23 protein-coding genes are annotated in these 17,475 nt (G+C 58.9%); 7 read left to right on the top strand and 16 right to left on the bottom strand.

Annotated features, from left to right (window positions below; genetic code table 11):
- Positions 1-11 precede the first annotated feature (11 nt).
- A complete protein-coding gene (gene cydX / locus FHT77_RS08970) occupies positions 12-122 on the top strand; it encodes a cytochrome bd-I oxidase subunit CydX (RefSeq protein WP_007790147.1) in 111 nt (36 codons plus the stop codon).
- A 114-nt stretch (positions 123-236) separates the two neighbouring features.
- Here cydX and FHT77_RS08965 read toward each other — a convergent pair whose 3' ends face one another.
- Positions 237-725, bottom strand: a complete 489-nt coding sequence (locus FHT77_RS08965; protein WP_183754786.1) for a GAF domain-containing protein — start codon at positions 723-725, stop codon at positions 237-239.
- 373 nt (positions 726-1,098) lie between these two features.
- Here FHT77_RS08965 and FHT77_RS08960 point away from each other — a divergent pair, with 373 nt between their 5' ends.
- The 3 genes from FHT77_RS08960 (at position 1,099) to FHT77_RS08950 (ending at position 3,007) form a co-directional block, all read left to right on the top strand.
- On the top strand, positions 1,099-1,359 hold the full coding sequence (locus FHT77_RS08960; RefSeq protein ID WP_016554611.1) for a hypothetical protein: 261 nt from the start codon (positions 1,099-1,101) through the stop codon (positions 1,357-1,359).
- Between the two features lie 61 nt (positions 1,360-1,420).
- Entirely contained in the window at positions 1,421-1,906 is a 486-nt protein-coding gene (locus tag FHT77_RS08955) for an NUDIX domain-containing protein (RefSeq protein ID WP_183754412.1), read from the top strand.
- A 114-nt stretch (positions 1,907-2,020) separates the two neighbouring features.
- Positions 2,021-3,007, top strand: a complete 987-nt coding sequence (locus FHT77_RS08950) for a DMT family transporter (RefSeq protein WP_183754410.1) — start codon at positions 2,021-2,023, stop codon at positions 3,005-3,007.
- A 78-nt stretch (positions 3,008-3,085) separates the two neighbouring features.
- Here the strand turns inward: FHT77_RS08950 and FHT77_RS08945 are convergent, their stop codons facing one another.
- The 4 genes from FHT77_RS08945 to FHT77_RS08930 all read right to left on the bottom strand — a co-directional run bounded on the left by FHT77_RS08945 (position 3,086) and on the right by FHT77_RS08930 (position 4,866).
- Positions 3,086-3,433 carry a hypothetical protein gene (locus FHT77_RS08945; protein ID WP_183754408.1) on the bottom strand — a complete coding sequence of 116 codons (348 nt, stop codon included), beginning with the start codon at positions 3,431-3,433 and terminating at the stop codon, positions 3,086-3,088.
- Positions 3,434-3,603: 170 nt separating this feature from the next.
- Entirely contained in the window at positions 3,604-3,906 is a 303-nt protein-coding gene (locus FHT77_RS08940; protein WP_183754784.1) for a hypothetical protein, read from the bottom strand.
- A gap of 104 nt (positions 3,907-4,010) precedes the next feature.
- Complete coding sequence (locus FHT77_RS08935) at positions 4,011-4,433, bottom strand: secondary thiamine-phosphate synthase enzyme YjbQ (protein WP_183754406.1); 423 nt, start codon at positions 4,431-4,433, stop codon at positions 4,011-4,013.
- A 79-nt stretch (positions 4,434-4,512) separates the two neighbouring features.
- Positions 4,513-4,866 (bottom strand): DUF1428 domain-containing protein, encoded by a 354-nt coding sequence (locus tag FHT77_RS08930; protein WP_016554617.1) that lies wholly within the window; start codon positions 4,864-4,866, stop codon positions 4,513-4,515.
- Between the two features lie 206 nt (positions 4,867-5,072).
- On the opposite strand from FHT77_RS08930, the gene FHT77_RS08925 reads away from it, so the two are divergent.
- Positions 5,073-5,525 carry a VOC family protein gene (locus FHT77_RS08925; RefSeq protein ID WP_183754405.1) on the top strand — a complete coding sequence of 151 codons (453 nt, stop codon included), beginning with the start codon at positions 5,073-5,075 and terminating at the stop codon, positions 5,523-5,525.
- Here the strand turns inward: FHT77_RS08925 and FHT77_RS08920 are convergent.
- Positions 5,513-6,532 carry a LysR substrate-binding domain-containing protein gene (locus tag FHT77_RS08920; protein WP_183754403.1) on the bottom strand — a complete coding sequence of 340 codons (1,020 nt, stop codon included), beginning with the start codon at positions 6,530-6,532 and terminating at the stop codon, positions 5,513-5,515. The genes FHT77_RS08925 and FHT77_RS08920 overlap by 13 nt on opposite strands.
- A 486-nt stretch (positions 6,533-7,018) precedes the next feature.
- Here FHT77_RS08920 and FHT77_RS08915 point away from each other — a divergent pair, with 486 nt between their 5' ends.
- Positions 7,019-8,044 carry a porin gene (locus FHT77_RS08915; RefSeq protein WP_183754401.1) on the top strand — a complete coding sequence of 342 codons (1,026 nt, stop codon included), beginning with the start codon at positions 7,019-7,021 and terminating at the stop codon, positions 8,042-8,044.
- 157 nt (positions 8,045-8,201) lie between these two features.
- On the opposite strand, the gene FHT77_RS08910 is transcribed toward FHT77_RS08915, so the two are convergent.
- Positions 8,202-8,582: a DUF427 domain-containing protein gene (locus tag FHT77_RS08910; RefSeq protein WP_183754399.1), complete on the bottom strand. Its 381-nt coding sequence runs from the start codon at positions 8,580-8,582 to the stop codon at positions 8,202-8,204.
- Positions 8,583-8,668: 86 nt separating this feature from the next.
- On the bottom strand, positions 8,669-9,604 hold the full coding sequence (locus FHT77_RS08905; protein WP_183754397.1) for a phytanoyl-CoA dioxygenase family protein: 936 nt from the start codon (positions 9,602-9,604) through the stop codon (positions 8,669-8,671).
- Between the two features lie 130 nt (positions 9,605-9,734).
- Here FHT77_RS08905 and FHT77_RS08900 point away from each other — a divergent pair, with 130 nt between their 5' ends.
- Positions 9,735-10,595, top strand: coding sequence for an AraC family transcriptional regulator (locus FHT77_RS08900; protein ID WP_183754395.1), 861 nt, complete (start codon positions 9,735-9,737; stop codon positions 10,593-10,595).
- Between the two features lie 21 nt (positions 10,596-10,616).
- On the opposite strand, the gene FHT77_RS08895 is transcribed toward FHT77_RS08900, so the two are convergent.
- The 8 genes from FHT77_RS08895 to FHT77_RS08860 all read right to left on the bottom strand — a co-directional run bounded on the left by FHT77_RS08895 (position 10,617) and on the right by FHT77_RS08860 (position 17,468).
- Positions 10,617-11,504 (bottom strand): DMT family transporter, encoded by an 888-nt coding sequence (locus tag FHT77_RS08895; RefSeq protein WP_183754393.1) that lies wholly within the window; start codon positions 11,502-11,504, stop codon positions 10,617-10,619.
- Positions 11,505-11,573: 69 nt separating this feature from the next.
- Positions 11,574-12,374: an AraC family transcriptional regulator gene (locus FHT77_RS08890; protein WP_183754391.1), complete on the bottom strand. Its 801-nt coding sequence runs from the start codon at positions 12,372-12,374 to the stop codon at positions 11,574-11,576.
- Positions 12,375-12,486: 112 nt separating this feature from the next.
- Entirely contained in the window at positions 12,487-12,648 is a 162-nt protein-coding gene (locus FHT77_RS08885; protein ID WP_016554626.1) for a hypothetical protein, read from the bottom strand.
- Positions 12,649-12,751: 103 nt separating this feature from the next.
- On the bottom strand, positions 12,752-13,957 hold the full coding sequence (locus tag FHT77_RS08880; protein WP_183754389.1) for a DUF930 domain-containing protein: 1,206 nt from the start codon (positions 13,955-13,957) through the stop codon (positions 12,752-12,754).
- Positions 13,958-14,121: 164 nt separating this feature from the next.
- Entirely contained in the window at positions 14,122-14,415 is a 294-nt protein-coding gene (locus tag FHT77_RS08875) for a GYD domain-containing protein (protein WP_016554628.1), read from the bottom strand.
- Between the two features lie 198 nt (positions 14,416-14,613).
- Positions 14,614-16,665 (bottom strand): RNA polymerase sigma factor RpoD, encoded by a 2,052-nt coding sequence (rpoD, locus tag FHT77_RS08870; RefSeq protein ID WP_016554629.1) that lies wholly within the window; start codon positions 16,663-16,665, stop codon positions 14,614-14,616.
- 159 nt (positions 16,666-16,824) lie between these two features.
- Entirely contained in the window at positions 16,825-17,142 is a 318-nt protein-coding gene (locus tag FHT77_RS08865; RefSeq protein WP_141652322.1) for a hypothetical protein, read from the bottom strand.
- Positions 17,121-17,468: a GFA family protein gene (locus tag FHT77_RS08860; protein ID WP_183754387.1), complete on the bottom strand. Its 348-nt coding sequence runs from the start codon at positions 17,466-17,468 to the stop codon at positions 17,121-17,123. The genes FHT77_RS08865 and FHT77_RS08860 overlap by 22 nt, the downstream gene beginning before the upstream one ends.
- Positions 17,469-17,475: the final 7 nt, after the last annotated feature.

Genomic DNA, 17,475 nt, shown 5'->3' with positions numbered 1-17,475 from the left:
GGAGAACAACAATGTGGTATTTCGCATGGATACTTGGCCTGCCCTTGGCCGCCGCCTTCGCAGTCCTCAACGCGATGTGGTACGAACTGATGGATGACGAGGCGAAGAAGCGAAAGCAGTAACGCGCTCCGGCCTCGATTTGAGAACGACAAAGGGACGGTCCTTCGAGGGACCGTCCCTTTTCTTTAGCGGGATAGCAGCGCTTCCGCTGCCGTATTCCTTAACCCTGGCAGACTTCAGTAGCTTGCGGCGACGAAGATCCGAGCCAGCGCCTCAACGCCAGCTTGGTCCTCGGTGTCGAATCTCGCCGCCGTCGGGCTGTCGAGATCGATAACGCCGAGGATCTTGCCGTCGTGATGAAGCGGCACGACGAGTTCCGAACGCGAAGCTGCGTCACAGGCGATGTGTCCCGGAAACACATGCACGTCCTCGACGAGGATCGATGCCCCTTTTTCGACAGCGGTTCCGCAGACCCCGCGGCCAACCGCGATGCGGACACAGGCCGGTCTGCCCTGGAATGGTCCGAGAACCAGCTCGCTATCCGACTTGAGGAAATAGAAGCCCGCCCAGTTCAGATCCGGCATCATTTCGAACATGAGTGCCGAGGTATTCGCAGCATTGGCGATCGCATCGCTCTCGCCATGCAAAAGCCCCTGCAATTGCTGGCAAAGCTCTTTGTAGAAATCGGCCTTGTTGGCAGAATTTATCGTCGCGGCTTGAAACATGTCCGTTATCGCCCTGTTTGTCTCATCAGCGACGATATAGTCGCACGCATACCACTTGCCAAACGCAATCGTGAAGGGCGACATGAACCGTCACGTCACTAGATGGTGATAGTTGTCAGCGGCCATCTTGCCGGTCGACAATAAGACTCTATCTAGTTCCTATCGCGACCTATTGCGGATCGCGACTTAAGTCGGCCGGCAGCTGCGGTTTGCGCGCACGGCGATACGGACGGTTAGGTAAAGCGCCTGCCGCCCCTCATTGTTAGGGCATTCCGACAAGCGGAGCAGCCAACTCGACCACGGCTGCGCAGGAAGTCATGAACCGCTTCGGCTGGGCAGATAGATGCATTGATTTCACGCAGAGGTAAGAACGATGACACCGGAAGACAGACGGGCGGTCTTTAGCCACCGCCAGATCGCCGCAATTATTGAAGGCATCATGCAGGAAGACGGCACCGAGGAGCCGATCATGGGAAAATCGCTTGGCGAGGCGATCCTCTTCGTATCGGAAGAAGCGGCGACCAGCGCATCCAGCGCCCATGTCATTTACGGCGACAACGGCTCGCTTAGCTATACCGATTGCCTGAGCGTTTACCGCGACTACGGCGCGGCGCTTCGCCAGACTCCGAATTGAGACAGCGCGCTGGGCGCTCCCCGCCCAGCGCTCCTCCCGATAAGCGAAGGATGCAGTCGATATGGCGAAGCGAAGTGCAGGTCTGTTGATCTACCGCCTCCATGATGATGACTACGAGGTCCTCCTGGTCCACCCGGGGGGACCCTATTGGGCCAAGAAGGATATAGGCGCCTGGTCGATCCCCAAGGGCCTCGTCAACGAAGACGAAGATGAACTGGACGCAGCAAGGCGTGAAGCCCGCGAAGAACTCGGGATTGAAGTCGAAGGCAGCTTTCATCATCTCGGTGACTACAAGCAACCCGGTGGCAAGATTGTTGCTGCCTGGGCCGTTGAGGCAGACATCGACCTGGAAGCGCTGGCCAGCAATAACTTTCGGATGGAGTGGCCGCCGCGCTCTGGGGTGATGGCGGAGTTTCCGGAAGTCGACCGGGCCGAATGGTTCACATTGTCGGATGCCGAGCGAAAGATTCTGAAAGGCCAACAGCCGCTGCTCGCGGATTTCCTCCGGAGGCGATCGCAGAGCCCATTAGAGATATATGTAACGTAAGGTCCGGCGAACGCTGGCCAGCGATTGTGCATGGCTGCTATTCGCAATCGGCTGTCGCTTTGCCGTCAGCAATCCGTAAAGATTGTAAGACCCTCTTCCGGACGAATCTGACTCATGACAGCCCCCTCCTCTGCACTGCGCGGTGTTCTCGTCGCGTTTGGTGCATATGCCGTGTTTGCCTTCAGCGATGCATCGATCAAGATCCTGCATGGCGGCGTGCCAGCTTACCAGATAGCTTTTATCGGCGCGCTCTTCGGCGGTGCTGCCCTGCCCTTTATCAAAGGAAGGGGCGACTCCTGGTTCGATATTGTCAGAAGCACGAACCGCCCTCTATGGCTACTCAGGTTCGCCTGCGGCGCGATAGGTGCGATCGCGTCGATCATCACGTTTACGAAGCTGCCGATGGCCGAGGCCTTCTGCTTGCTGTTTCTCCTGCCGTCGTTCGTGACCATCCTGTCGGTAATCTTCCTCAGGGAAGATGTCCGCTGGCAGCGCTGGGCTGCTGTCATCGTCGGCTTCTTTGGCGTTCTGGTCGTGCTGCGACCGGGCTTCCGCGAACTGTCCGCCGGTCACCTGGCCGCGGCGATCGGCGGTCTCGTCGCTGCAATCTCGATTGTCGTGATGCGTAAGATGGGGCCAGCCGAAAAGCGCCTGTCGCTATACGGTGCGGCACTGCTCGGTACGATCGCCGTCAGCGGCATCCTGATGCTGTCCGAGATGGTCGTGCCGACACCACGCCAATGGCTGTTCATTGCAAGCTACGGCCTTCTCGGCGCGGCTGGCAATGTGATGCTGATGACCGCCGCCCGGCTGGCGCCGGCCAACCTCGTTGCCCCACCTCAGTACAGTCAGATGCTGTGGGCAATCGCGTTCGGATATCTGATCTTCGACGACAGCATCGACCTGCCGATGGCTGCCGGTATCGTTCTCATCGTCTGTTCCGGCTTGTTGACGCTGGCACGTGAAAAGAAGCGCGGCACTCCGCTGCCACGGGCCGTCGTTTCGGCTGACAGCCAGGCGCCGCTTGCAACCTCGGCGGAAGAGACTGACCACGCAGAACGGCCGGCACAGAGCGGCTCCCACGCGGTCTCCCACGCCTAAAAAAACCGCCCTTGCCTAGGTCGGAAAGACCGTTGGCAAAGGCGGTTCTATTTCGTCAGAGTTTGGCGACGGCAACCGTTAACGCAGGACCGGGCAGCCACGGACGTTGCCGAAGCTGATTTCGTCAGCACCACGACGCGTCCAGCCTGTCACGATCACACGGCGTGGCGTCACGTCGACCACACGGGCACGGCGGAAGCCGTAGTCGCGTGCAATATCCTCAGCAAGCCGCGGGTCGCAGCCGCGCGGACGTGGCGGCGGGCGATTGTAGTCAGGCGGTGGCGGGCGGTAGTAGCCGGGAGGCGGTGGCGGACGACCGCTGCCAATGTAGACATCTACCTGGGCGGAAGCCGGCGCAACCGCTCCGGCAACCGTGCCGGCAGCGAGCAGAGTCGCGAGGCCGGCCTTGGCCAGAAATTGCATCATCGAAAATTCTCCATCAGGGCACGGAAACGACCGTCCCATTCGATACACTCTTGCCGGAAAAGCTCAGGTCCAACCTTTCCGGATTTTCGCAGTCATATGCGATTCGCACAAAGCAGGCTGAAAATGGCGTCGCCAAGGCAAGCCGGGGGCACCATTGTGGACGAAGCGATTTAGCGGCGGATCAGCGGGCAACCACGAACGTTGGCGAACACCATCTGGTCCCAGCCCCGGTAATTCCGGCCGGAGACGACAACCCGGCGCGGAGTGACATTGGTGACGCGGGCATAGCGCACCCCTGCCCAGCGCGCCTTCTGAACTGCCTGCACGGGCGAGCAGGCGTAGACGGGACGATATTGGACACTGGCGACCGGCGGACGTCCCCATTCGGAAGCCGAGGCGTTCGGTGCCGTGAAAGGAATTGAAGCCAATGCGATAAGGGCCGCAAACGAAGCCTTGGCGAGAAAATGGGTCATCATACTACTCTCTAAACGCTCTTTTTTGCATCTCCCGTTTGGGATTGTGCAGACCATAACTATCTGAAAATGAATGATCTTCGAACCGTCCGTTCAGTTCCGGTTCAGGCGCTCAGATGCAGCACGATCTCGCGTCGATGCGGTCTGTCGCGATGTTCGAACAGGTAAATCCCCTGCCAGGTGCCGAGTGCCAACCGACCGCCGATAACAGGAATACCGATCGAAACCTGGGTCAAGGCGGCCTTGATATGCGCGGGCATATCGTCGGGTCCCTCGGTCGTATGAACGATCCAACGCATCGACGGGTCGCTGCTCGGCGGCACCAATCGGCGGAAGAACGCATCGAGGTCTGTCCGAACGTCCGGATCCGCATTTTCCTGGATGAGCAAAGAGCAAGACGTATGGCGCACGAAAACGGTCAGCAGCCCTTCGGCCGCACCGTTAGCGCGAACGAAGGACGCCGCTTCCGCAGTAAATTCGTAAAGGCCCTGGCCTCTTGTGGAAATGCTGATGATCTTCTGGGCCATAGCCACGATTCCGCTTGCGTCTCTCTTATGAGACGTGGCGTCGCGCTGCCCTCACGTCAATACAGGTTTCCCGCGCCGCTCAAAGCTGCAGGAAGGGAACAAATCCGCCGAAGATCATGCGCTTGCCGTCGAAGATCGACTTCCACTCGTCGCCTTGCAGACGGGGGTCTGCCATCACCTTCGTCATGATTTCATCTCGCTCCTGGCGTGAGCCGTAAACGATCCAGGAAAAGACCACGACCTCATCGTCGGCCGCCTGAACCGCCCGGGGAAACGAGGTCAGTTCACCATAGGGGACATCGTCGGCGATGCATTCCACATATTCCTTGGCACCATGGGCCTTCCAGACAGCGCCGGTTGTGGCGGAAAAGGCTTTGTAGGCCTCGATGTTCTTCTGTGGCACGGCCACGACGAACCCATCGACATAGGACATGTTTTACTCCCTTTGCGTTGTTGCACGTCCAAGGACGAACGGAGTTGGCTTGGACCGACATCCCTCTTCGAATTAGAACTAGGCAGGATCGACGACAGGCAAGGATTTGCGTCGAACTTCCCATCGGGAATAATTCGCCTTCGATTGTCGACAGCTCTCCTCTTTTGGCGTCCTTGCCACAGATTAAACGCCCAGGAGGACAACCGATGCAGAAGATCACGCCTTTCCTTTGGTTCGACAACCAGCTCGATGAAGCCATCAGCTTCTATAGCGCGGTATTCAAGAGCACCGTGGATCCGCAGGTGAAGCGAGGCCCGGATGGAAGGGCATTCGCCGCCACGTTCGAACTGGAGGGCCAGCAGTTCATGGGACTGAACGGCGGCCCTCAGTTCAAGTTCACCGAAGCCATCTCATTCTTCGTCCGCTGCAAGGACCAAGCCGAGGTCGACTACTACTGGGAAAGGCTCCTCGATGGCGGCAAGCCGCAGCAGTGCGGCTGGCTGAAGGACCGCTTCGGCGTCTCCTGGCAGATCATCCCCGATGCGCTGATGCGCTATCTCAACGATGCGGACAGCGAAAAAGCCATGCGCGTGCAGGCCGCGATGATGCAGATGGTGAAGATCGATGTCGCGACGCTCGACGAGGCCTATGCGGGTTGACGTCCGGATAGCGCGACAAGCGGCATCCGATCCTTCAATTGCGCTTGCATCTCGGCTTCCTGGCACTGCGTGGTGACGCGCAGCGTGCGAAATTGTTCCACGAGAAAGTCCACGAGCGCCCGAACAGCCGTCGGCAGTCCTCGCGATGCAGTGAAGACGAGATAGATCGTCGCCTGGGACATCTGATGATCTGGCAGAAGGCGAACCAGCCGGCCGTCGCGTATTCCTTCGGCGCAAATGTGGTCTGGCAAGAGCCCGACCCCTACGCCGGCATAGATAGCCTCAAGCACTGCGGAGACGCTGCGGCAGCTCATGCGCGGTTTGTGCTGGTGCCGGTACCGGGTGCCGTCGGGTCCAGTGAATTCCCATATATCCAAGTCCTGCCATTCCGTGAGCGGTCCGGCAAACGATACCGTTGGCGCATCGACGAGACAGTCGATGCCTTCGATCGACGGCAGCGAGCTTGCAACCTTCTGGTTCGCGACAAGGATCAGATCCACCTTGCTAAGCACACGCATCGTCAGCTCAGAATCGGTCTCCTCGGTCAATTGTGCGCGAACAGCAAGGTCGAGGCGCTCGTCGATGATATCGACCCGTCGATCCGTTGTGAGTATCTGCAGCTGAACCTTGGGGTATCGATTGAGAAACTCCGGGATCATGGTGCCAAGCGAACCATCCAGCAATCCGTGTGGCACACTTATGCGGATCTGTCCCTGCGGCTCTCCCGTGGCATCGTTGATCGCCTTCGCCGCTCGATCCGCTTCACGCAGCATATTTTCACAGTGATTGTAAAAAGCGCGCCCGACTTCCGTCACCCGGAACCGATTGACTGTCCGCTCCAGCAGCCTGACTCCAAGCCGCGTCTCGAGCGCAGTGATGTGCCGGCTGAGCTTGGATTTCGGCATGCTGAGTACCCGCCCCGCGGCGGAGAAACCGTTGTGGCGAACAACTGCGGCAAAATAGACGAAATCGTTCAGATCCTGAAAAACACCCTCTGCGTTGAGCATCGGGGAACCTCTTTCCATAAAGCGATAGGCCTGCGATCGCTACCGATTACCGCTCGCGGCGGGTAATGCCAACCGCCCTACAGAAGTTTTCGTTCCAAATTTGGAACACTGCGTTCCAATCCCTGCCCTTCAATTGGGAGAATGGCGGGATTATCTGCGGGGAGATTTCCTTTGGCGCCATTGCAATGGTGGCGCCAGACGCGCTCCTTATGAGCCTCCGAAAACAGTCTTAGCCGTCCCAATGCCCGCAGCACTGCGGTGCAGTGTGATTTTTCGCCTATGTATTTGATATTGTTACATAAAAACCACACAGAATACCAAAGAGCCGTCACAAGGAGGCATTTTGATACCGGGAGAATTGATAGATTTAATCAAGGATGAAATTAAGGCTTCAGCGGTTCGCTGATCCGCCAGCCGAAAGGCAAACTATCGGAACGGCCCCATCTCCCATGGCGGCTGTTCAGTCGAAAAGGAAATGGATTTCAAATGAACATACGGATGGCTTTGTTGACCTCCGCCGCAGCGTTTGCTGCTGCGTCCACGCCGGTCTTCGCTGCTGATGCAATCGTCGCAGCTGAACCCGAGCCGGTTGAATACGTCCGCGTCTGCGACGCGTACGGCACAGGTTACTTCTACATCCCGGGCACCGAAACCTGCCTCAAGGTCAGCGGTTACCTGCGTTTTGAAGTTTACGGCGGCCCGGATCAGAAGGGTACCTCGGACTGGAACGCCCGTACGCGCGCTCAGGTTCAGTTCACCGCCAAGAGCGACACGGAATACGGTCCGCTCACCGGCGTAATCGTTCTCCGCAACAACGGCGACAACACGTCGACCAACTCGACCCTGGACTCGGCCTACATCGACATCGCCGGCTTCCGCGCTGGTCTGTTCTACAGCTGGTGGGATGACGATCTTTCGGGCGAGCCTGACGTTCTGTCGAGCTTCGAAACCCTGCACAACTCCATCCGCTACCAGTATGAAAACGGCGACTTCTACGCCGGCATCAGCGTAGACGAGCTGGAGGACGGCTACTACAAGGACGGTGAGAACCCGAACAACGTCGGCGTTGCCCTCGGCATCGGCGGCAAGGCTGGCGTGGTCAGCTATCAGCTCATCGGCGGTTACGACACCGACAACGAAGAAGGTGCTGTCCGCGGCATGATCTTCGCCGACATCGGTCCGGGCACGCTAGGCCTGGCGGCTGTCTACGCGTCTGGTCCGAACTCCTACTACTCTCAGTCGGAATGGACCGTTGCCGCTGAATACGCGATCAAGGCGACCGACAAGTGGACCATCACCCCGATGGCCCAGTACTTCGGCAACTACGTCCCTGATCTCGACACCTTCCACGGCGACTCGTTCGACGGCCTGGGCGACGCATGGAAGGTCGGCATCACCGTCGACTACCAGATCGTAGACAACCTCTATGCCAAGGCGACTGTCGACTATACCGACCCGGATGACGCTGACGAAGTGACGAAGGGCTTCTTCCGCCTGCAGCGCGCGTTCTAATCCAAAAATCCCGGCGCCCCGGATCAACCTTGGGCGCCGTGTGTATCGCGTTTTCTGATCCGATTGACCTCCGATCAGTTACGGGGACTGGTCCGGTTTCCCTGCCGGACCGTCCTTGTTTTTCTCCTCCCAAGCATGCCACCGCACTTCGGCGGTATCAGCCCGGCAACTCCTCGATTGAATCGACCCGATCGGGATAGAAGGCGAGATGATCCTTGATCTCGCTGACCGCCGCGTACGGACTTTCATAGGTCCAGATCGCATTCGCGAAATCTTCTTCACCCATCATGATGTTGAAATACGATGCCTCCCCCTTGTAGGGGCAATAGGTGTGGTGATCACTTCGAGTGAGAAGCGCCATGTCGACATCGGCACGCGGTACGTACAGCACGGCAGGATAAGAGGCTTCCTTCAGTGTTAAGGCTTTGCGGCTATCGGCAATAACCTGCCCACGCAGCTTCACGACGACGCGGGCTGGATTAGGCCTGACGGTAATCGGGTGATCGGGACCTGGGACTTTCATGGGGTGTGCGGACATCAGCAGCTCCTTTCGGCCAGAGACCAGATATAGGAGCCGCTGTATCAAATTGCAGGAGCCGCGCGCGGCTTCCGCGTATTTCGGAACTACCAGCGTTCTAGCCCTAGCAGCTTGCGTCCAAGCGGCGAAAGCTCTGCCGTCGCCGTATTGTATCTCTCCCATTCGCGCGGATCACCGGGGAAGGCGTCACGCTTAGGGTGGTCACGTTCGCGCCACAGGCGGATGCGCTCCTCCCGCTCGCCGACATCGTCGTACTCTGCGGGATGCATCGAGATATATTGAGCCATCCGGACTCGATCGGTCGAGTGGTTCGGTCGCACGCCATGCGCGAGCAGCGAATTGAAGATCAGCAAATCTCCCGGCTCCATGTCGATATTGACGATCGACAGTCCGGTCATATCAGGGTGCATGGGGTCGCGGTCTGCCGGCTGCGTCTTCTCCCATTCCTCGAAATGCTGAAAGAGCTCTGGAACACACTGGAACCCACCGACATCGCCATCCTGCTTCTTCAGGCTGAGCACGCCCTGCACGCCGATCGGCAACGGCCGGATCGAGGTGTCGACGTCCCAATGAATGAAGCCGTTCGGATTACCTTTGACTTTCTTTGGCGGATTGAGATTGGCGCGATCGATGGTCACCCACAGATCTTCCCGGTCCCAGATATCGACGAAGGCGCCGTAGACGCGCGGCTCCATACGGTTATCCCACAGCGCCTGGTGATTGTAGATTTCGAGCATGCCGGTGTTGTTGAGCTCTTTCATCTTGTGCTCACGGCGCTGCGGCGCATACCAGGTGGATGCGTCGTTCGGGTCCTTCTCGTCAAAGCGCCAGAGCACTTCGACAAGCCGCTCGACATTCGCCGCAGGGACGGCCTGGCGAACGATGACATAACCTTTCGTAATCCAATGTTGCCAGTCCGCCTCCGATAGCACGCGAAGCGGCAACGTCTTCTTGATATCCTTCAGTTGCGTCGTCGTCGTTGACGTTGTCGGGTGCGCGTCCCGCTTGAGTGACTGCTGCATATTTATCCTCCATCGAGCCAATCCCTGTTCCACAGGTGATGACGAAGAATACCAAGCCAGATAGTCGGATGTTGTCGCGGCTTGGCAAATACTGATACTATTCTGGCGTCATCAAAAATGCGGGCGCCGGATGAGGCCATATCTCGAAAAACTGATACAAGAACCGGAGAGCTCTCTTAGCCGCCTGAACAGGCGTCTGGACGATTCCATTCCCTTCCAGTGGCATCATCATCCCGAGTTCGAATTGACCCTGACGCTGAACTCGCGAGGCCAGCGCTTCATTGGCGATCACGTCGGGGAGTATGACGATGGTGACCTCGTGCTGGTTGGTCCGAACCTGCCACACACATGGTCCTCGCGGGAGAAGATCGCTCCATCCGAGCCGCATGTAGCACTCGTTACGTGGTTTCATCCCGATTGGACACAACGGCTGGCGCAGACCTCTGTCGAGCTCCGCGCCATCGAGGCCATGCTTGCCCGCGCCGATCGGGGGCTCCAGTTCAGCTGCGGCGCCGCAATCGCGATTCGTCCGCTGTACGAAAGCCTGTTTGTTGCTGCACCGACCGAACGCCTCTTCACCCTGCTCGCTATTCTGCACCAACTATCCGGGGATACATCATCGCAGCCGTTGGCAACGACATCGCCGCCGCGCGAAACAGCCGGCGAGAATCGCGAGCGGATCGATCGGCTGCTGAACCACATTCACATGAATTATGGCAGGCCCATCGCTCTTGCCGAACTCGCCGATATCGCGGCCCTCAGCCTTTCCGGGCTCCATCGGCTCTTCCTCAAACACACGGGCAAGACGATTTCCGACTACCTCATCCATATCAGGATTGGCGATGCCTGCGCTCGCCTGTCGGGCGCGAGGCAGCCCATCGCTGTTGTCGCCGACGCGGCCGGCTATGGCTCGCTCGCGAACTTCAACAGGCAGTTCCGAGCGCTGAAAGGCATGACCCCACGGGATTATCGCGCTCTCTTCCAGCATTGATAATGCCGTAGCACCGCATTGCTATTCTGCCTTCATCTCGCGCCGCCGAAACAAGCCAAGGCCCAGGACTGCCGCGAGCACGCAGGCAACGCCGGCGATCTGACGGAAATGCAAAGGCTCACCGAGCAGGACGAATGCCATCAAGAGCGCGGAGACCGGTGCGACTGCCGTGAAAAGCGAAGCTTCAATTCCGCTGACACGCTCCGCTCCCGCGTACCAGAGAACAAAGCCGGCAACGGTCGGCACAAGCGCGTAATAGATCACCGCCCACATTGCGCCCGCGGGAAATTCGCCCGGAACGCCCTCCGTCACCAAGGCCGCGACCATCGCCACAATAAATCCAAGTCCCGTCATCACCGCCGACTGCGTCAGCGCCGGAATCTTTGTGCTGAGCTTCTTGTTGAGGAGAATGAATAGGCTTTCGCAGATGACGGCACCGAATACCAACATATTGCCAGACAGCGATCCCTCTCCAGCATCGGGCGAAATGGCGATAAAGAGAACACCTGCCGTCGCCAACGCAATCGCCAGCACCATCGACGAATGTGGCCTCTCACGCAGGACGAGAATGGAAAGCGCCCCGGCGGCCACAGGCAGCGTTCCGATGATGACGCCGGCGTCGGCGGCAGCAGTCAACCTCAGGCCCGAAATCAGCAGGGTCGTGTAGCCAACGCTGCCCGCACCAGCCTGAACGAGGAGGATGATCCAATCGCGAGACGGTAGGCTTGGTAGGCGCATTCCGGTCAGGCGCATCAACAGCAAAAAGAACGGGAAAGCAACGGCGAAGCGAAGGGCCGTCGCTGTGAACGGCGGCATGCCTGACGCAATGACGCGGCTTGCAACGACGGTGCTGCCAACCGTCATCATCGCCAACGTCAGATAGACATAACCCTGCAAGTGTCGCTGCATCACCCTCTCCTGTTTGCGCAGAAGAAAGACGAAAACCGCCGGGCGATCTTGTATGAAATTGCAGTGCAGTCATGCGACGGCGTTGGCATAGGTGCGCGGAGAGACCCCGTACTTCCGGACGAAAACGCGAGTCATGTGGCTTTGGTCGGCAAAGCCGCTGGCAAGGGCCGCCTCCGCCAACGCTACGCCGCCGGCGATCAGACGCCGGGCAAGATGGATGCGGCGCTGGACGAGATAGGCATGTGGCGTCATGCCGGTCGCCTTGGCAAAACCACGCAGCACCTGGAACCGGCTGAGCTGGCTGGCGCGGGCCAAATCGGACAGAGAAATAGCCGCAGTCGGATCGCAGTCAATTATCTCCTGCGCGATCCGGATGGCCCGCGGCGCCGCCTGCGCATCATTTGCGACGGCCTCCGACATCACATGCGCGATGAGTACGAGAAGAGCTTCCTCCCGCTGTAGCCGATGCTCGCCTGTACTTACCACGAGTGCAAACGCCGCCTCGAACTGCGCGGCGATCGTTTTGTCGTGCAGTACAGGGTGTTCTATCTCGACAGCAGATCGCCGTCCCTCCGTGATATCGGACACGTTGGTCGCGACTATCTCAGGATCGAAGTAGAGGATTCGCCAGGATCTCCCCTCGCCGATCGGCATGCCATCATGCACTTCGTTCGGATTGACGGTGATGATATCGCCGGCACCCGCCTCGACCATCCCCCGTCCGCTCAGAGATTTCTGTGCGCCCGACGAGACCAGCCCGATGCCAAACTGCTCGTGCGTGTGCCGTGCAAAACTCTGGCTGCTATCAGCAGCCACGGCCTCGACACCGGAAATTGCTGACTTGAACATGCGAAACTGACTGCGGGCCATGCGTTCGCTCCGGACGTGATGCCGCATAATGCCAGCCCAGGTTGCTCAAAACAACGCAAAGAAAATTCGCTCCGTTCAGGGTGTTACGGCAGCGATTGATCGGCTTGGCGGATCAATGGATTGTTTCGAGAGAATCGCCGCCGCCGAGAATCACAAATACATCCTCAAGCGCTGCGACCAGGATGTCGGTGAGCTCGTCGCCACGGTTCTCGACGAAGGCGGCCTTGGTCGCCTCATCCTGAAGTTCGAAGAAGCGCTCGATTTCGTTCGACATCTCATTGTCCTTTCACGCGCCACCGACATGTGGCGATCAGACAAAGCTATCTCGGCTGTCTTGTGCCGAACTGGTGCCAGTTCTGTAGCGGCCTTTCCGGTAGCTAGAAGCTTGGAAGCCCACGACTCTTCCACTGGCTCTTCGGAACGGGATTTCCCACAGCAAAGCTGAAGGATTTAACCTTTGTCGCCCCGTCGTCCACCTCGCAACGGAAGCTGACATCATACCACCGACCAGATGCCCGAAACGCATTGCTGGCTTGAAGGATCGTACCCTTCTTAAGACTGTAGGATGGCAGGATTTCCGGTCGATATGCTGGAGATCCGTGTATCAACTGCTGCCTAAGCTCCGTGCTGCACAGTTCCGCCACGCGGGCACCGCGTGGCATATCTCCCATGGCGGTTCTTGCCACCGGATCGTTCGTCATACTCTGCGAAAACAGCGTCTTCGCCTCCGTCAGCTCGACGGGCTTGTCCGCCTGAGCGGTCGCGGTCGCGTCGGGCTTTGTTGCTTTGGGCGGCTTTCCCTGGTCGAAACTCGTTTTGGCCTCACTCTCGGCTCCGGCGGCAGGGCCGTTCTTCTCGGCATGACTATCCGCCAGGTCGACCTGCGGCAGTTCGATATCCTGCGGAACCGGGGTGGCAGGAGGCTCCTTGCTTTCGGGGGCCTTGGCCGCCTCTGCCGTTTCCTCTGGCTGCGCCGGATCCTCCTGGGGCGCCGGTTTGGGCTCCGGTGAAGGCTTCGGCGTATCCGACTTCACACCGGCAACGGAAGCATCCCCCTCAGTCGATTTCTCCGGTCCGGTATCCTTGTCGCCAAATTCCGTCACCGGGCGCAGCACCGGCAAAGGCTGCCCCTTGCCGGCCGGTTCCTTGGACTGGGCATCCTTTGCGGCGGCTTCGGGCGGCTTTTCGGGCGGCTTTTCTTCCGGCGCCTTTGCCTGTTCAGGCGGTGGTGGCGGCGGAGGCGGTTGCTCGGCCTTTTCTTCCTTCGGCGGTTCCGGGGACTTCTCGGTCGGTTTTTCCTCTGCCTTTTTCTCCTCGGCCTTTTTCTCCTCCGACTTTGGCTCCTCCGGCTTTTTCTCTTCAGGCTTTGGCTGTTCCGGTACCTTCAGTTCGGGAGGTTTCTCCTCGGGTTTCTTTTCCTCCGGTGGAGGCACGAGGTCGACGCTGACTGTTTCTTCTTCCGGCTGAGGAGCAGGCAAAGGCAACTTCACGAGGAAGAAGGCGACGACGGCAACGTGCAAAAGCACCGAGGCGAAAATGCCCCAGCCGAATGCTCCCCATTTCTTTGTCGAAACCTGCTGCATGCCTGCTAACGATGCCCTGCGCCACGCTACCGATGTGGCCTTTTAAGAAGGCATCATCAAGCCGTAAAACAAAAAAGCCTCACGTACACGAGCACAACCGTGCGCGCACGGCACATCGTCCACATGATTGCCAGCAATCGCCCTCTCCAAGAGGAATCGCAGAACTATCCGAGCGAACCTATGATCTCGCGATAGGCAGCCTCCGGAAATGCCTTCAACGTCTTGGTGCGCACATTCCCCGCCATCCCGAGCGACAGACCGAAGCGCGCCATGACGGCATCGTCAGGCGCATCGCAGACGGCAACCATGTCGTGATCGCCCAAGGTCAGGAAGAACTGCTGGAACGAGCCACCCATATCACCGAGCAGCTTCTTGGCCGCGTCCAGGCGCTTTGCCGAGTCGCGAACATTGCGAATGCCTTGATCCGTCCAGTTGATAAGCACGATGTAAGTGGTCATTGCGCACCTCCCGACGGAGGGTCTTGGTCTCGCAACAGGCTATGGCGACCCTCGCTCATGCGCTGTGGTCGGTCCCTTCCCCCGTGGCCGATACCTTACTCCTGTCCCCATTCGACAACAAGGAACACCGCAGCCAGCGAAAAGCAAAAGCCGGGCACAAGGCCCGGCTCTCGGATGTTTCTTATCGAAGGTGGAAGCTTAGCTGTCCAGAAAGCTGCGGAGCTTTCTGGAGCGGCTCGGATGCTTCAGCTTGCGCAGCGCCTTCGCCTCGATCTGACGGATGCGTTCGCGGGTGACCGAGAACTGCTGGCCGACTTCCTCAAGCGTATGGTCGGTGTTCATGCCGATGCCGAAGCGCATGCGCAGGACGCGCTCTTCGCGCGGCGTCAGCGATGCCAGAACTCGGGTCGTCGTCTCGCGCAAGTTCGCCTGGATGGCGGCGTCGATCGGCAGCAGCGCGTTCTTGTCCTCGATGAAATCGCCGAGGTGCGAATCTTCTTCGTCACCAACAGGCGTTTCGAGCGAGATCGGCTCCTTGGCGATCTTCAGGACCTTGCGGACCTTTTCGAGCGGCATGGCGAGCTTTTCAGCCAGTTCTTCCGGCGTCGGCTCGCGGCCGATCTCGTGCAGCATCTGGCGCGACGTACGAACGATTTTGTTAATCGTTTCGATCATATGCACCGGAATACGGATCGTGCGGGCCTGGTCGGCAATCGAGCGGGTAATCGCCTGACGAATCCACCACGTCGCATAGGTCGAGAACTTGTAACCGCGACGGTATTCGAACTTGTCGACCGCCTTCATCAGGCCGATGTTGCCTTCCTGAATGAGGTCGAGGAACTGCAAACCGCGGTTCGTGTACTTCTTGGCGATGGAGATGACGAGGCGAAGGTTCGCTTCGACCATTTCCTTCTTGGCGATGCGCGCCTCGCGCTCGCCCTTCTGCACCATGTGCACGATGCGGCGGAATTCCGAAATCGAGATACCGGTTTCCGTTGCGAGGTTCTGGATCTCCTGGCGGATGTCGCGGATCGTGGTGTTTTCGCCCTTGGCGAATTCCTTCCAGCCGCGTGCCGCCAGATTGCCGATCGACTTCATCCAGTTCGGATCGAGCTCGGCGCCCTGGTACTGTTCGAGGAACGAGTCGCGCTTGACGCCGTAGGATTCAGCCAGACGCAGCAGGCGACCTTCGTTCTGAACGAGGCGCTTGTTGATGTCGTAGAGCTGCTCGACGAGGGCGTCGATGCGGTTCTGGTTCAGCGACAGAGACTTGACGGCCTTGATGAGCTCATCCTTGAGCTCCTTGTAGCGACGCTCCTGGGCGGAAGACAGCGTGCCGGTGGCGGCAAGTCGCTGCTCGACCTGCTGGTCCTGAAGCTTGCGCAGCTTCTTGTAGGTCTCGGCGATGATGTCGAGCGTTTCCATGACCTGCGGGCGCAGTTCCGCTTCCATGGCGGCCAGCGACAGGTTGGACTCGTCTTCGTCTTCTTCTTCCTCTTCCGGAGGGAGGCCCTCGCCGCCGACATTGGTGATGTCGTCGTCGCCGGAACGGACGCGGCGCGTCTTTTCCTTCTCTTCGGCCGCCTTGCGGTCGGCCTCAATCTTCTCGGGGCTCTGGAACTGCGGCGCAGCCTTCGCTTCCGGACCGGAATAGGTCGTTTCGAGGTCGATGATCTCGCGAAGCAGCGTCGTGCCTTCGTTGAGTTCGTCGCGCCAGATGATCAGCGCCTGGAATGTCAGCGGGCTCTCACAGAGACCACCGATCATCGTTTCGCGGCCGGCCTCGATACGCTTGGCGATCGCAATTTCGCCTTCACGCGACAGAAGCTCCACCGAGCCCATTTCGCGCAGATACATACGAACCGGATCGTCGGTGCGATCGGTCGGTTCCTTCTTCTTGGCGGTAGCAAGGGCGGTGCCGCCGGAAGGCGCGAGTTCGCCGCCTTCGCTCTCATCGTCGGAGCCGGAATCATCGTCGTCGCTGCTGGCAGTGGCTTCCTCGGCTTCTTCGTCCTCAATGACGTTGATGCCCATATCCGACAGCATCGACATCGTGTCTTCGATCTGCTCGGAGGTTACCTCTTCGGACGGCAGGACGGCGTTAAGCTCGTCCATCGTCACATAGCCGCGCTTCTTCGCGGCCTTGATCATCTTCTTGACCGCGTCATCGGAAAGATCAAGAAGAGGGCCGTCGGTGCCGCCGTCGCGTTCGACTTCCGCTTCTTCGTTCTCTTTGACCTTGGTTGCCATTTATGTCGTCGCCTTCCTGACGCTATTCAAACTCGCCGCAGTGAACGGCCGCACGCAGCCGATACGCCGCAAACGACCGTCTCGAATCACCAACTCTCACCTAACGGGATGAGATTTAATGCCTGATTAACCACGATTGCCGGCGCCGGACGACAGAGCTTAAAAGTCATCGAATGTCCGGCCATGGTTGTGCGATCCGCCCTTGACCCAGTTCACCGCTTTCCAAGTCGAACGGTGATTCCCATATTTTTTGTTCTCGTCAAGCTTTTCCAGAAAAAAAGCCTCAGAAAACCCGGAAAAAGCCTTATCCACAGGCCCGGAACCGCTCAAGCGATTGCCAAGCATAGATAGGATGTCACCGCAAGAAGACAAGAGCGGCCAACATTCTTCTTGAACGGCAAAGTTGCCCCAAGATTCGTCATGCCCGCCGCTAGTTGTTTGCGCCACGCCAAAGCTTAGTGAGACTGCCCATCCCAATGTTGAATCTCGAGACTTGCCAGATCGACCGCGGGAATGCAGCGGACGTTGATGCAGGCCATCTCGGCGCCATTCGGCATTTGCGCTTCCGCGAAGGGAGCGATGCCGCACGTGCCGCAGAAGCGGTGCTGGATCGTATGCGTGTTGAACGTATAGGTCGACAGGTCCTCGCGCGGCGTTTTCAGCGTGAACTTGTCGCGCGGCACGAAGGCCAACAGTCCCCCACGCCGTCGGCAAAGTGAGCAATTGCAGTCGAGGGCGGAGGTCAACTCCCCCTCCACTTCAAATTCGATCTTACCGCAATGGCAGCTTCCTTCATAGTGCATCGAACCT

Source organism: Rhizobium sp. BK181, from assembly GCF_014193305.1.
Taxonomy (GTDB): domain Bacteria; phylum Pseudomonadota; class Alphaproteobacteria; order Rhizobiales; family Rhizobiaceae; genus Rhizobium.
This window is presented reverse-complemented; position numbering and strand designations above follow the sequence as displayed.

Bases quoted from the DNA above. Each gene is read 5' to 3' on its own strand.
- cydX (WP_007790147.1), top strand. From the start codon at position 12: ATGTGGTATTTCGCATGGATACTTGGCCTGCCCTTGGCCGCCGCCTTC.
- FHT77_RS08965 (WP_183754786.1), bottom strand. From the start codon at position 725: ATGTTTCAAGCCGCGACGATAAATTCTGCCAACAAGGCCGATTTCTAC.
- FHT77_RS08960 (WP_016554611.1), top strand. From the start codon at position 1,099: ATGACACCGGAAGACAGACGGGCGGTCTTTAGCCACCGCCAGATCGCC.
- FHT77_RS08955 (WP_183754412.1), top strand. From the start codon at position 1,421: ATGGCGAAGCGAAGTGCAGGTCTGTTGATCTACCGCCTCCATGATGAT.
- FHT77_RS08950 (WP_183754410.1), top strand. From the start codon at position 2,021: ATGACAGCCCCCTCCTCTGCACTGCGCGGTGTTCTCGTCGCGTTTGGT.
- FHT77_RS08945 (WP_183754408.1), bottom strand. From the start codon at position 3,433: ATGATGCAATTTCTGGCCAAGGCCGGCCTCGCGACTCTGCTCGCTGCC.
- FHT77_RS08940 (WP_183754784.1), bottom strand. From the start codon at position 3,906: ATGACCCATTTTCTCGCCAAGGCTTCGTTTGCGGCCCTTATCGCATTG.
- FHT77_RS08935 (WP_183754406.1), bottom strand. From the start codon at position 4,433: ATGGCCCAGAAGATCATCAGCATTTCCACAAGAGGCCAGGGCCTTTAC.
- FHT77_RS08930 (WP_016554617.1), bottom strand. From the start codon at position 4,866: ATGTCCTATGTCGATGGGTTCGTCGTGGCCGTGCCACAGAAGAACATC.
- FHT77_RS08925 (WP_183754405.1), top strand. From the start codon at position 5,073: ATGCAGAAGATCACGCCTTTCCTTTGGTTCGACAACCAGCTCGATGAA.
- FHT77_RS08920 (WP_183754403.1), bottom strand. From the start codon at position 6,532: ATGCTCAACGCAGAGGGTGTTTTTCAGGATCTGAACGATTTCGTCTAT.
- FHT77_RS08915 (WP_183754401.1), top strand. From the start codon at position 7,019: ATGAACATACGGATGGCTTTGTTGACCTCCGCCGCAGCGTTTGCTGCT.
- FHT77_RS08910 (WP_183754399.1), bottom strand. From the start codon at position 8,582: ATGTCCGCACACCCCATGAAAGTCCCAGGTCCCGATCACCCGATTACC.
- FHT77_RS08905 (WP_183754397.1), bottom strand. From the start codon at position 9,604: ATGCAGCAGTCACTCAAGCGGGACGCGCACCCGACAACGTCAACGACG.
- FHT77_RS08900 (WP_183754395.1), top strand. From the start codon at position 9,735: ATGAGGCCATATCTCGAAAAACTGATACAAGAACCGGAGAGCTCTCTT.
- FHT77_RS08895 (WP_183754393.1), bottom strand. From the start codon at position 11,504: ATGCAGCGACACTTGCAGGGTTATGTCTATCTGACGTTGGCGATGATG.
- FHT77_RS08890 (WP_183754391.1), bottom strand. From the start codon at position 12,374: ATGGCCCGCAGTCAGTTTCGCATGTTCAAGTCAGCAATTTCCGGTGTC.
- FHT77_RS08885 (WP_016554626.1), bottom strand. From the start codon at position 12,648: ATGTCGAACGAAATCGAGCGCTTCTTCGAACTTCAGGATGAGGCGACC.
- FHT77_RS08880 (WP_183754389.1), bottom strand. From the start codon at position 13,957: ATGCAGCAGGTTTCGACAAAGAAATGGGGAGCATTCGGCTGGGGCATT.
- FHT77_RS08875 (WP_016554628.1), bottom strand. From the start codon at position 14,415: ATGACCACTTACATCGTGCTTATCAACTGGACGGATCAAGGCATTCGC.
- rpoD (WP_016554629.1), bottom strand. From the start codon at position 16,665: ATGGCAACCAAGGTCAAAGAGAACGAAGAAGCGGAAGTCGAACGCGAC.
- FHT77_RS08860 (WP_183754387.1), bottom strand. From the start codon at position 17,468: ATGCACTATGAAGGAAGCTGCCATTGCGGTAAGATCGAATTTGAAGTG.